The sequence below is a fragment of the Thalassotalea marina genome (assembly GCF_014656435.1).
Lineage (GTDB): Bacteria > Pseudomonadota > Gammaproteobacteria > Enterobacterales > Alteromonadaceae > Thalassotalea_C > Thalassotalea_C marina.
Genome location: NZ_BNCK01000002.1, coordinates 504,088 through 517,664, shown reverse-complemented (window position 1 = coordinate 517,664; position 13,577 = coordinate 504,088). Strand labels below are relative to the sequence as shown.

General features: G+C 38.6%; 11 protein-coding genes and 1 riboswitch. Of the genes, 5 read left to right on the top strand and 6 right to left on the bottom strand.

Annotated features, from left to right (window positions below; all coding sequences use genetic code 11):
* Positions 1–24: 24 nt before the first annotated feature.
* Both IE199_RS05600 and IE199_RS05595 read left to right on the top strand, forming a co-directional pair.
* The gene (locus IE199_RS05600; protein WP_189768119.1) at positions 25–195 is read left to right on the top strand and encodes a DUF3545 family protein; all 171 of its coding nucleotides are present in this window, start codon (positions 25–27) and stop codon (positions 193–195) included.
* Positions 196–282: 87 nt separating this feature from the next.
* Complete coding sequence (locus IE199_RS05595) at positions 283–825, top strand: DUF6942 family protein (RefSeq protein ID WP_229854551.1); 543 nt, start codon at positions 283–285, stop codon at positions 823–825.
* A 47-nt stretch (positions 826–872) separates the two neighbouring features.
* Here IE199_RS05595 and parC read toward each other — a convergent pair whose 3' ends face one another.
* The 4 genes from parC to IE199_RS05575 form a co-directional block, all read right to left on the bottom strand.
* Positions 873–3,188 carry a DNA topoisomerase IV subunit A gene (gene parC / locus IE199_RS05590; RefSeq protein WP_189768117.1) on the bottom strand — a complete coding sequence of 772 codons (2,316 nt, stop codon included), beginning with the start codon at positions 3,186–3,188 and terminating at the stop codon, positions 873–875.
* A gap of 487 nt (positions 3,189–3,675) precedes the next feature.
* Positions 3,676–4,866 (bottom strand): GGDEF domain-containing protein, encoded by a 1,191-nt coding sequence (locus IE199_RS05585; RefSeq protein WP_229854568.1) that lies wholly within the window; start codon positions 4,864–4,866, stop codon positions 3,676–3,678.
* A 1-nt stretch (position 4,867) separates the two neighbouring features.
* Positions 4,868–6,739 (bottom strand): diguanylate cyclase, encoded by a 1,872-nt coding sequence (locus IE199_RS05580; RefSeq protein ID WP_189768113.1) that lies wholly within the window; start codon positions 6,737–6,739, stop codon positions 4,868–4,870.
* Between the two features lie 188 nt (positions 6,740–6,927).
* Positions 6,928–7,335, bottom strand: coding sequence for a VOC family protein (locus IE199_RS05575; protein WP_229854549.1), 408 nt, complete (start codon positions 7,333–7,335; stop codon positions 6,928–6,930).
* A 378-nt stretch (positions 7,336–7,713) separates the two neighbouring features.
* Here IE199_RS05575 and IE199_RS05570 point away from each other — a divergent pair, with 378 nt between their 5' ends.
* From IE199_RS05570 to IE199_RS05560, 3 genes are all read left to right on the top strand, one after another.
* Positions 7,714–8,118 carry a cupin domain-containing protein gene (locus IE199_RS05570; protein WP_189768105.1) on the top strand — a complete coding sequence of 135 codons (405 nt, stop codon included), beginning with the start codon at positions 7,714–7,716 and terminating at the stop codon, positions 8,116–8,118.
* A 32-nt stretch (positions 8,119–8,150) separates the two neighbouring features.
* A riboswitch (cobalamin riboswitch) is annotated at positions 8,151–8,331 on the top strand.
* A gap of 393 nt (positions 8,332–8,724) precedes the next feature.
* Positions 8,725–10,086, top strand: a complete 1,362-nt coding sequence (locus IE199_RS05565) for a cobyrinic acid a,c-diamide synthase CobB (protein ID WP_189768103.1) — start codon at positions 8,725–8,727, stop codon at positions 10,084–10,086.
* A complete protein-coding gene (locus IE199_RS05560) occupies positions 10,079–10,789 on the top strand; it encodes a cobalamin-binding protein (RefSeq protein ID WP_229854547.1) in 711 nt (236 codons plus the stop codon). Before IE199_RS05565 ends, IE199_RS05560 begins: the two co-directional genes overlap by 8 nt.
* Before the next feature lie 128 nt (positions 10,790–10,917).
* On the opposite strand, the gene IE199_RS05555 is transcribed toward IE199_RS05560, so the two are convergent.
* Together IE199_RS05555 and parE are read right to left on the bottom strand one after the other, a co-directional pair.
* Positions 10,918–11,649, bottom strand: a complete 732-nt coding sequence (locus IE199_RS05555) for a copper homeostasis protein CutC (protein WP_189768101.1) — start codon at positions 11,647–11,649, stop codon at positions 10,918–10,920.
* 20 nt (positions 11,650–11,669) lie between these two features.
* Positions 11,670–13,559 carry a DNA topoisomerase IV subunit B gene (parE, locus tag IE199_RS05550; protein ID WP_189768099.1) on the bottom strand — a complete coding sequence of 630 codons (1,890 nt, stop codon included), beginning with the start codon at positions 13,557–13,559 and terminating at the stop codon, positions 11,670–11,672.
* Positions 13,560–13,577 lie beyond the last annotated feature (18 nt).

Sequence of the window (13,577 nt, the reverse complement as noted above, 5' to 3'; positions counted from 1 at the left end):
AGTTGTCGAAAAAAGGAGCGCTCCATGAATAACGTAGAACAACTATTGGACTCACTTAACACTCAACCCAAGGCGTCAACTAACAGCAAAAAGCGAAAGTGGCGAGAAATTGAACAACTGAAAGAGAAATTCCAACTCGAAAAAGAGCTCAAAGAATACGATGACTCTTTGGCGTATATGTTGGAAGAGTTTTAAATTTTTTTAAAACAACACCGTTAAAAACCCAGTTTCATACTGGGTTTTTTATTGCTTAAAATACCAATTGGAACAATAAGGAAAATAGTGAAATATCGAGGCTTGGGCGCAGAAAACGCGCAGTTGACCGTGTATATAGAAAACACACCGCCCATAGAACAATATCAGCAACTAAACCATATTCAACCATTAACCTATCAAGATATCGTCAATATTAATCAACTGGCGGGAAATGGTTGGCGTAAAGTATTTAATGTTTATGCAAAGTTTTTATTCGAGTTATGTCCAAATCTATTGGATTCTTTCAAATCTTGGCAAGACTTTCGAGAGGCCGCTTTATTGCATCAACATGCTAATCACAACTTATTGATGTCACTACCACAAGAGCGCTTTACACGGCGACTGAGTCACACTAACAATATTCATATCGTTGCGGGAAAAGGTTATGCAGAGCGCTTAGGAATTGCTGCTAACTGCCATTGGATAAACCCTCATTTTGCAATAGACAAAGAGAAACACCTTATTGTTTGCCCCTACTTTGACTATCGCCAACTAACCAATGAGCGCATTACAACCCTTTGTCAATTAGTGCGCAGTTTCCAGCTTGAATATCAGGCAATAACTAAATAAAAAAGGAGCAATTACAGCTCCTTTTTTATCCATTCTAACTTATAGAGTTAATCTTCAATCACCGAGTCGTTAACAGTTTCCGCATCAACGTCCAACACTTCTGGAGCCTGTGTTGTTTCAATCTCAATGCGATCTACACGTTGCAGACCTCGTGGTAACTTATTACCTCGACGACCACGCTCCCCTCGATAATGCGCAATATCATTCGCTTTTAAGGTTAATTTGCGCTTACCAGCGTGCAGCGTAACTGAGTCATCTTGATTTATGACTTGAATCAAGGTGACATACTCTTCACGAGCTTTAGCTCTTGCCGACGCTATATTAATAATTTTGTTGCCTTTGCCTTTGCTCAATACGGGTAAATCAGCCACAGGAAAGACTAACATTCGCCCTTCTGTTGTTATCGATAACACCATGTCAGATTCAAAGTTTCTCACCGCTTGTGGCGTTAATACTTTAGCGTTAGCCGGCAAGCTCAATAATGCCTTGCCATTTTTATTACGGCTGACCATATCGGCAAACGACCCAATAAAACCATATCCAGCATCACTACTTAACAAGTACTTGGTTTCATCACCTGCCATTACAACATGTTCAAAATTTTCGCCACTAGGCAAACTAAAACGCCCAGTAAGTGGCTCACCTTGACTTCGTGCTGTTGGCAAAGAATGTGCATCGGTTGCATAGGCACGACCAGTTGAATCAATAAATACCACAGGACGATTACTGCGCCCTCTGGCTGAGCACATATACACGTCGCCAGCTTTGTAACTCATTGATTCAGGTTCAATATCATGACCTTTTGCACAACGTGCCCAACCTTTTTCAGAAACAACAACAGTAACCGGCTCACTTGGCACTAAATCTTTTTCTGATAGTGCTTTAGCTTCATTTCGTTCAATGATTGTTGAACGACGTTCATCACCATATTTCTCCGCAGCTTCTAGTATTTCCTTTTTCATTAAGGTATTCATACGCGCTTTAGAGTTTAAAGTTTTTTCTAAGTAATCACGTTCTTTGTTAAGTTCTTCTTGCTCAGCTCTAATTTTAATTTCTTCAAGCTTAGCTAATTGACGTAGTTTAATTTCAAGAATGGCTTCAGCTTGTCGCTCTGACAAACCAAAACGAGATATCAATTCAGCTTTTGGATCATCAAAAGTACGAATAATTTCAATAACTTCATCAATATTTAGATAGGCAATTAACAAACCTTCTAAAATATGTAAACGCGCAAGTACCTTGTCGAGTCGGTATTGCAGTCGCTTACGCACCGTTTCACGGCGAAACTCAATCCATTCAGATAAAATATCTTTTAGGTTTTTAACGGCGGGCTTATTGTCTAGCCCTATCATGTTAAGGTTAACACGATAGTTTTTCTCTAGATCTGTTGTGGCAAATAAATGCTGCATCAGCTGTTCAACGTCAACTCGATTAGAACGTGGAACTACCACCAAACGGATCGGGTTTTCATGATCTGACTCATCACGCAGGTCAACTACCATAGGGAGTTTTTTCGCGGTCATTTGAGCAGCTATTTGTTCTAAAATTTTAGCGCCAGAAGCTTGGTGAGGAAGCGAAGTAATAACAATTTCACCGTGCTCCATTTCATAGACTGCACGCATTTTAATGCTGCCACGCCCAGAGCTATAAATTTTTTCAATTTCAGCTTTAGGTGTAATTATTTCAGCATCGGTAGGGAAATCAGGCCCCTGAACATGTTCAAGTAAATCAACCAGCTCACTTTTGGGTGAATCAATTAACTGGACACATGCATTGGCCACTTCACGCACATTATGCGGAGGAATGTCAGTTGCCATACCAACAGCGATACCCGTAATACCGTTTAATAAAATATGTGGTAAACGTGCCGGTAATGTCTTTGGCTCTTTCATGGTGCCATCAAAATTTGGCACCCAATCAACTGTGCCTTGTCCTAACTCTGATAACAATACTTCACTGAACCTAGATAATCTCGCTTCGGTATAACGCATCGCAGCAAATGATTTAGGATCATCAGGTGCCCCCCAGTTCCCTTGGCCGTCTACCAGAGGGTAACGATAGGAAAAAGGCTGAGCCATTAGCACCATAGCTTCGTAACAGGCAGAATCACCGTGAGGATGAAATTTACCTAATACATCACCAACGGTACGCGCAGACTTTTTGTACTTAGCCAAGGCTGACAAGCCAAGCTCTGACATGGCATAAACAATTCGCCTTTGTACAGGTTTTAGTCCGTCACCAATATGAGGCAATGCACGATCCATGATCACATACATTGAGTAATTTAAGTAGGCTTCTTCAGTAAACTGCCTTAATGGACGTTGTTCTACTCCATCAAGACTATAGTCGAGCGCATCTGACATGAAATATTCCCAAAATCAGCTGAAATGTTTAAACATGTATAAATAAAAAAGAGGCCAAGTTGGCTTTTATTTTTATTATTTTTCTTGGTAAGAGTTTACCCAAGGCGTCGCAGATAAAAGTACTTAAACACTTAAGCTGCTCCTTGAATTTTCATAAACTGCAGGTATAAATACCCACACAATACTCCACTTGCCTAGCTTAGCGGATTTAGCAAATAGAGAAAACTGTTTATAGGTAAAAAGTAGTATCTATGGCACTTTTTTGATTTGTTTCGGCAAAAGCTAAAATTCAATGCTGTTATTTCAGTCATTTCAAAAATTAAAGCTTATGTGTTGTTAACAGCTCAATTGCCAAAACTAGTTGTATAAAACATCACAACATAGTCAGCCGTGTTTAGTTTGTTTGACGGAGCGATTAAATGTGATTGGTGCAACCTGTAATGCTTTATTAACCCAAAAGGGATAACTCAAAAATAACTTGTTTACCTTAAATACAAACTTGGTTACGGCCATTTTCTTTAGCTTGGTACATCGCTTCATCAGCTTGATGTAACAAGTCATCAAAATCATTAATTTTATCCGTTAGCTCTGCCACACCTATACTGATTGTCACATTTCGCTCTGCCATTTGAGGGGCAACTTGTTCTAATTCAAATTGTTGCACTTTTTCACGAAATCGCTCTGCGATGGCTTTAGCTTCCTTTAACTGAGTGTAAGGTAATAAGACAACAAACTCTTCGCCACCTATACGAGCAAAGGTGTCTTTTGCTCTGAGCGTTTCTCGCCCAAGCTCAACAACAGCCATAATGACTTTATCGCCAACATCATGTCCATACTCGTCATTGATCAACTTAAAGTAATCAATATCTAATAGCATCACTGCCAAAGCATGTTGATTATTCTTGGCCTGTGTAAACAACCTTTCACCAACTGAAAACAAAGTTCTTCTATTGGCTAACCCCGTTAAGCTATCTGTTTTAGCTAAATGTTTTAATATGCTGCGGATACGTAGCTGTCTAAAAAGCAATGCCAAAAAGATAATGGCAATAAGTGTTAATACAACTAGATTTCTTTGCTGCATTGCTTGTTTAGAACGAACGTCTTTAAGCTTTAGTTCTTTAACATCTTGCTCTTTTGCTAATAATTCATTTTGCTTAAACTTTAAGTCAGTTTCATATTTTTCATTTAGCTTAGCTAAACGGATAAGATATAAGTGTTCTCGATATTGATAATGCTTATCAATATAAGCTTTTTTAGCGTCGTAAGCCTCTTGGAATCGCTCTTGTCCAGCATAAGCCGCCGATAATAATAAGTGCGCTTGCGAAAAATCAGGTAAATAAACCTGTTTTGACGGCATTTTTTCATCTAAAGCTAATGCTTGTTTTAATAACGATATGGCAGCGTCAACCTCACCATCGGCGGTAGCAATATTTGCCTCAATGATTAACATCAAATAGTTTTCTGCCACATTAAACGTTTGATTTTGTTTAGTTAATCGTTGGTAGATTTGCCTGACATTATCGTCAACCGTCTTACTCTGCGGCAATAGCGCGTTAATTCTATCGTCTATTGGTAAAATTTGATCTTTTGATAATGGATCACCTTTAAGATCTTCAGCCCAAGCTGGCACAATAAAGAGACACAAAATGGTGAACAATAGACCACTTAACCTTAACATATTAGTCACTATGCACCCTATTTTTACCAGACCTTTTTGCTTGATATAACAATTGATCCGCTTGTTTAAACAACTCTTCACAGTTATCAAAATTACCATTTTCATAGGTAACCACACCAAGACTTAACGAAACTGCGCCTAATTCTTCAATACCCCAATATTGTTCATAAACATTAACTCGAATTCGCTCTGCTACGGTAAACGCATCCTCAGCGGAGGTTTGCGGTAAAACCGCAATAAATTCTTCACCACCAAAGCGGCCAAATGTATCACTTGAACGCATTAATTTAGCACCTATCGAAGCTACTTTTATTAATACGTTATCACCAACTTTATGGCCAAATTTATCATTTATCGTTTTAAAGTCATCTACATCAATCATGACTAAACTTAGTGTCGTTTGATTTGTTGTGGCTTCTTCAAACTGCTTTTCGATAACACTCATTAAGTGTCTGCGGTTAGCAATTTGAGTTAAGGCATCAGTGCGACTTGCATCAATTAGTTTTCGTTGTCCTTTAACCACTTTTATTAGTGCCCATGCTAATACGATTGACACAATCGCAAACAACACCAAATACCACTGCCTGTTTTGCAGCTTGCGTTGAGTTTCAGCTAATGAAATTGCTTGAACATACTGCTCTTGATCAAGTAGCTTTTTATCGATATCAGCCTGCTGACTTTCATAACGCATTCGAAGCTCTTCGACTTCTTCAATGTTATTTTTTTCTGGTAGCGTTACAGCGAAATTAAACATCTCTTCTTGAGATTGATACGCTTTTTGATAGTTGCCCAGTTTGTAATGTAGTTCACCACTTAGATATAAGACATTGAGCTTTGAAATTGTTGCTGTAATTTTTTCTTCATTATTTTCGTACAACTTGAACAATTTAGTTGCTTCTTCAAGGCTTGTTAAGGCTTCGTCATAACGCTCTAACTCTAAGAATAAATACCCCTTTTCTAGAGCGTAATTTATTGGTACATCAACCTGCTCTGCATGTTGCATATATTCACCGGCAATTTTCATATACTCGTATGATGCTTCAGGGTTTTTATCCTTTTGCTTAATTTGCGCCCAGGCCATGCCAGTATATACAAACGCCAATAATTCGTTGTTTGTTATTTTTTCTTTGTTATCGATAATCTCTTGAAATAGCTCAATGGCTTTATCGTAATTATTTTTAGCGGCATAGTTACTCGCAAGGTTGCGTAATGTATTAAAAGCATATAACGACTTTCCAGCCTCTAAATAATAATCTTTAGATTTAATGTAATAGAGCATCGACTTGTCATCTTGCCCCAAAAAGCTATACAAAATACCAAATTCGGCATAAACAAAGCCCAGTAATTCGTTGTCTTTTACTTCATTGGCAATCGCTAGTGCGTCATTAAACATGATCAAAGAACGATCGAACTTTTGAAGTAAATAATCTAGCGCGCCTAAATTAATTAGTCCGATAGCGACAATTTTTTTATTGTTGAGTGAGTCTGCAATCTCTAAACCATTAAGGTAATCTTCTCGTGCAGCATCGTAGTCCCCTAGGCTTTCATGTGAAAAACCTCTCGCATATAAAATTTCACTGGCAGTAATACTAGGGTGAGGTAATGAGCGTGATAAATCTAAAGCTTTGGTTGCAAGACTTTTACCAAGCAAATATTTACCTTGCTCAACATATAACTCAGCTTTTAGGCGGTAAAAAATAAGTTGTTTTTCAGTAGGTAGTTCGGAAATGTATGCTTCTTGAGTAATGAGCTCATCAAATGCTTGCTTAACATTCGTGTCTTTTTTTAACTCAACTTGCTCAATGAACTGATCAAATTCTTGAGTGGTTAATATTTTTTGTGCATAAATATCACAAGATATTAACAATGTCACAAAAACGAAAATCGGGGCTAACAAAGAAAGACAATGCCGATAAATGCTTCCCAATTTTCCATCCTTTTTAGTAAATAAAATCTTAACCTTGATGCTGTTCTAGCATCAGTTTCAGTATAAAACGATAAATGCCAGAAAATAAAGTAAAAGTTTAACTATCTTGCCGTAAAAAAACTGATAAAAAACAATCAATTTTTCTCAGGATTCCAATAACTTGCTTCAATTTTATTGCCATCTAAATCTATTACAAAACAACCATAGTAAGGCTCACCATATTCTGGTCGTGGCCCAGGCTTACCATTATCTTTTGCCCCTAAGCTAATAGCTGTAGTAAAAAACTTATCAACCTGAGCAATCGACGTCGCTACAAAGCCAAAATGTACACCGTTGCCAGGAGATGCGGTTTGTTGATCAAATGGTTTTTGCACCCAAAATTCAGGGTAACCTTTACCAAATGCTATCGCATGTTCGTAATCACACACCAATTCAATATCAAGCGTAATTAATACTGGCTGATAAAAGGCTTTTGCTCGATTTAAATTATTTGTACCAATAGAAGCATGACAAATACTTCTTAAATTTCTATGTTCAATCACTTTCTTACCCTAATAAAACAAAAGGCCGCAACCTTTTAAGGATTATTTGCAACTCTTGAAGCGTTTTAAAGCAATAATCACCATAAAACAACTGTTCGTATTTCACTTAATTTTAAGCGTTTATAACCTTGCAACACCTCAATTGATAAAGATATCGTTTATAACAATGTCAAAGACTTAATAAAACCACTTGATCGCTAAGTGATCTTAACCAACATACGTAATGCTTAACATTAATGTTTACTATGCATGCTATATTTTGTTTCTAAAATTTGCCTTGTAACCAAAACCTTTGTTTAGCAGCCAGCAAAATCTGAGCAAGAAGTCCTTAAAGCTGTTATAACTTTATGTATAGCAAGTTAATGTTAAGTAACAGATATGCAAAAACTATTAATAATATCGCTAATATTGCAATTGATTATAGCGTTTAAGGTAAGTGCTAGCACAAATTTAAATACCATCAAAGCACCTAAGAGCTATGACAATATTCACGTGCATGCACTTAGTTCAAATAAACACGCCTCAGAATTTATTATCTTCATCAAAAATGAAGTAAAACCGCATTATCATGAAAATCACACAGAGTTAATTTTTGTATTGGAGGGCGAAGGTATTTTTTTCCTCGATGATACTAAGCAAATGATTAGACCAAGAGATTTTATCCGTATTGAAGAAAAACAAATACATAGTGTACAGGTTACCTCTAATATTCCATTAAAAGTGCTGTCAGTACAAACACCAGAGTTTTTGGGAAAAGATCGAGTTTTTGTACAAACTCAATGATTTGGCTTGCTAACTTTTTAAACTTACCCTAGAGTGGCTTTGATTGCTTAGGTGTTTGAATAAACAAAGTAAACGGGAAACCTGTTAAATTCAGGTACTGCCCCCGCAACGGTAACTGTGAGCAGTAAACAGACCACTGTAACGTAATTTATGGGAAGGTGTTTACAAGCGATGACCAGAAGTCCGGAGACCGGCCTAAGCTACTCGAAGACTGCGGTGGGCGGCTTTACTTTGAGCATCAAGTATTCGTTGGTTAAACTAATTCAAGTGGTCGTGTGTTTTTAAATCATTACACTCACTTCAAAAGTTTTTGCGTTATGCATTTCCCCATAAAGCTTGGCAACTCATCGTTATCACCATCCGTGAAATACTATATATAGCGGATATCAGATGAAAAATGTTCATGGCCTAATTCACCTCAAATTTCAGTTTTTATCTTTATATGGTCTGTTAACCAAAGTGATTGTTACTTAGCTGATCCACATATAAACAATTATTCTTGGAAAGACCATTAATTGCCTTATTAAATTGTGAGTGTAGTCATCGTTCTTAACATTATGAATGTAAACGCCCTTCACAATAGTGAAAGTAATATTGGAGAAATGAATGAAAAATAACGCTGTACTATGTCCGGCTTTATTGATTTCCGCCCCTAATTCTGGTGCAGGAAAAACAACTGTGACTGCGGCGCTAGCCAGTTATCATCGTCGACAAGGGTTAGATGTTAGAGTATTTAAAGTAGGGCCAGATTTTATTGATCCAATGATATTAAAAAAAGCCTCAGGCAATACCGTTTACCAGCTTGATCTTTGGATGGTAGGTAAAGAAAGTTGTCAATCTCTGTTATTTGACGCTGCTAAAAACGCTGACCTTATATTAATCGAAAGTGTTATGGGCTTATTTGATGGCACTCCGAGCAGCGCAGAGCTTGCAGAATACTTTTCTATTCCAATTTTAGCGGTTATTGATGCCAGTGCCATGGCACAAACCTTTGGTGCCCTAATCCATGGCCTTGAACACTATAACGAAAAGCTCAATTTTTATGGTGTAGTGGCAAATAAAGTGGCAAGTCCAAGACATGCTGATATGTTGCTGTCGTGTGTTAGGAACAAAAATCTACTGGTGTCACACGTTAAAAGAAACCCTGATCTAGCTATTCCAGAACGCCATTTAGGCATAATGCAAGCAGGCGAAATAAAACACATCGACCAACAGCTAGAGCTTATGGCAGATGTCATTGCAGAAACAGAACTTAAACAGCTGCCACCGTTAACTCAGTTTTATCCGCCAGCTAAAACACAGGAATCAACCGGCCAACAAGCATTAACAGGTAAAACTATTGCCATTATTAACGATACCGCCTTTAATTTCCTTTATGCAGCCAATCAACAATTGTTAGAAAAAGCAGGTGCTAACGTTATTTTTTGTTCAGCATTACAAAGTGATAGATTGCCAGAATGCGACGCGCTTTACATACCGGGTGGATATCCAGAATTACACGCAGAAAAACTAGTAGAAAACATCTCATTTATTGAAAGTGTCCAAGCATTTGCCAAAAGCGGCAAACCTTTATTAGCTGAATGTGGTGGTATGCTATTTTTACTTGATTCTTTAACGACTAAAGACAGCAATACCTATCAGTTAACCGGCATACTGCCTGGCAGTGCTACCATGCAAGACAGATTAGCAGCTGTAGGCCAACAAAGTGCTGATTTCTCGGGGTTAGTGGCGGGTACGTTTTTAGAAAACTACGAAGTACGAGGCCATAGTTTCCATTATTCAAAAGCCAATATTAACCTTAAGCCTGTTGGTGCGAGTCAATACCATGCAAGACCGGCAAAAGGTGAAGACATTTTTTGGCATAACAATGTATTAGCCTCGTATATGCATTGGTATTTCCCAAGTAACCCTGCGTTTTTCTTTGGCTTTTTCAACCAAGAATTAACAGCTGGTGCAGTAGATGAATAACCTAACAACCAAGTGGCCCGAACGTATCATTTGTTTAACTGAAGAGACCACTGAGGCACTGTATCTAATGGGCGAGGAACATCGCATTGTCGGTATTTCGGCATATACCATGCGCCCAGCACGTGCAAAGCGAGAAAAAACCAAAGTTTCAGCATTTATTAATGCCAGAATAGATAAAATTTTATCGTTAGAGCCTGATTTAGTTTTAGCCTTTTCCGATATGCAAGCAGATATCGTGCGTGACTTGATCAAACAAGGTGTTAACGTTCACTGCTTTAATCACCGCAGTTTAAGCGATACCTTACAAATGATTAAAACACTAGCGGCACTGATTGGTCAACCTGAAAAAGGACAAACCTTGGTTGAACAACTCAACGAAAAGCTTATGCAAATACACCAAAGTGCAAGTCAGTTACCGTATAAGCCTAAAGTCTATTTTGAAGAGTGGTTTGATCCGCTGATCACGGGGATCACTTGGGTAAGTGAATTAATCGAATTGGCTGGTGGAGAGGATTGTTTTAGCGAGCTGTCACATCAATCGTTAGCGAAAAATAGAATTCTATCGTGTGATAGTCAAGTAATCGCTAAACAGCCTGATATTATTATAGCTTCATGGTGCGGCCGTCGTTTTGATAAAAGCAAAATGTTAACTCGGGAAAATTGGCATCAAATACCTGCGGTACAATCTGATGATATTTATTAGATAAACTCTACTGACATTTTACAACCTGGTCCTGCGGCGTTAACTGACGGTGTACAAGCCTTACATAACATTATCAAACAGTGGTGTGTCAAAAAGCGATCGTTCGAACGGTAAATAACGCAAAAAAGCTAAGCGCGTGTCATCGTTAAAATAGCGTTTAGCTTTTCCTCATCAATACGATTGTCTGTTAAAACACCGGAATAGCTGTGTAATAAATAGCGACCTTGGTATTTGCTTAATTTGGGTAAAATGGCGCTGAGATTTTCCTTCGCTAAGCCACCTGAAACGATCAATTGGCAATCGTTTGATAATTGGCGAAGGTATTGTTCTATGGTTGACATGTTGTTTATTAAATCAACCTGCTCCTCCCACAAACTGCCAGCAGTCAAAATATGATCAAACTGCCACGACACTAGCTTTTCTATAGCGTCTGTTGGGTGTTTAACCGCGTCGAATGCACGATGAAATGTGGTCTTGAGATCTAAACTTTTTGCACACTCTAACAAGACCTTTATTTGTTGCTCAGCCAACAGACTGTCTTTAGTTAATGCTCCAAACACTACCCCGTCAGCACCGCACTGCTTGGCCAATCGAATTTGTTTCAACATCAGATTGATATCATCTTGGTTATATACAAAGCTATTGGCATGAGGCCTGATCATACACATCAAGCGAGCATTCGGACAAAAAGACTTGGTATGGGTTATTTGTTCGTATTTTGGGGTTAAACCGCCAACTGACATTGATGCACATAACTCAATATGCTCAATGGGATATTGTGCGAGTATTTTAAGGTTAGCCTCAAAGACCTTGGTATCTGAGGCTAAACATATTTCTAAAGGATTATATTGAAAGTTCAAATGACACCAGTTAAAACTTGTTAAACCACCTGAACTTCATCGCCTTTTTCTTGAAGCCATTCTTTTCTGTCACCACTGCGTTTTTTCGACAGTAACATGTCCATCACTTCCATGGTTTCATCGTACTCATCTACAGTTAGCTGTACTAAACGGCGAGTATTCGGGTCCATGGTCGTTTCACGCAATTGCAGTGGGTTCATTTCGCCCAACCCTTTAAAACGTTGCACATTGACTTTACCACGTTTTTTCTCAGCTTCTATGCGATCTAAAATGCCATTTTTTTCATCTTCATCAAGTGCATAATACACTTCTTTGCCTACATCAATTCTATACAATGGCGGCATCGCCACATAAACATGGCCGGCTTGTACAAGTGGCAAGAAATGTTGGGTAAACAAAGCACATAACAATGTTGCGATATGAAGGCCGTCAGAGTCAGCATCGGCAAGGATACATATCTTACCGTAACGTAACCCTGATAAATCTGCAGAATCAGGGTCTATACCTAAAGCCACTGAAATATCATGCACTTCTTGTGACGCTAAGATCTGACCTGATTCGACTTCCCACGTATTTAATATTTTTCCACGTAGTGGCATGATCGCTTGAAACTCTCGGTCACGTGCTTGTTTAGCACTTCCACCAGCCGAGTCCCCTTCCACTAAAAACAATTCTGTGCGTGCGATATCTTGACTACCACAATCGGTTAACTTACCGGGTAACGCAGGGCCTTGAGTGACTTTTTTACGAACGATTTTTTTCGCCGCTTTTAAACGGCGCTGGGCGTTTGAAATACAAAATTCAGCAAGCGCTTCTGCAATTTCAGTATGTTCATTTAGCCACAAACTAAAAGCATCTTTAACAACACCAGTAACAAACGCAGCACACTGACGTGACGACAAACGCTCTTTAGTTTGACCAGCAAATTGTGGATCTTGCAGCTTCACTGACAAAATAAAGGAACATTTATCCCATACGTCATCAGGCGTGAGTTTTACTCCTCGCGGAACAAGATTCCTGAATTCACAAAATTCGCGCATTGATTCAAGTAAGCCTTGGCGCAAACCATTAACGTGTGTGCCACCTTGTACTGTTGGGATCAAGTTAACATAACTTTCGCCAATTGATTCACCACCTTCGGGTAACCAAGTCACCGCCCAATCAGCAGCTTCATTATTTGAAGAAAATTTACCAACAAAAGGCTCTTCTGGCAGGCTAACATAGTTTTTAATTGACTCTTTTAAGTAGTCACATAGGCCATCTTCATAACACCATTTATATTTTTCATTTTCATTTTTATCATAAAACTTAATGGTTAAGCCTGGACATAATACCGCCTTGGCTTTTAGTAGATGTATCAACCTTTTGGCAGAAAACTTTGGCGAGTCAAAATATTTTGCTTCAGGCCAGAATTTTACACGTGTACCAGTATTTCTTCGACCTACAGTGCCAGTTTCACGCAGTTCTTCTACTTTTTCACCTTGTTCAAACGCCATTTCATAGACTTTACCATCGCGGCGTACCGACACATCAACACGACTTGATAAGGCGTTAACAACCGAAATACCCACCCCATGTAAACCACCGGAGAATTGATAATTTTTATTAGAGAACTTACCGCCCGCATGCAATTTACAAAATATTAATTCAACACCACTCACCCCTTCTTCAGGGTGAATATCGATCGGCATGCCTCGACCATCGTCAATTACTTCAAGCGATTGATCTTTATCAAGTATTACCGTGATATTTTGTGCATAGCCGGCAAGTGCTTCATCCACAGAGTTATCGATAACCTCTTGCCCCAAATGATTCGGGCGATTAGTTTCGGTATACATACCAGGACGGTGTCGAACGGGATCAAGGCCACTTAGGACTTCAATGGAATCTGAATTATATTGTTCACTCATGATATTAATTAGTCATTA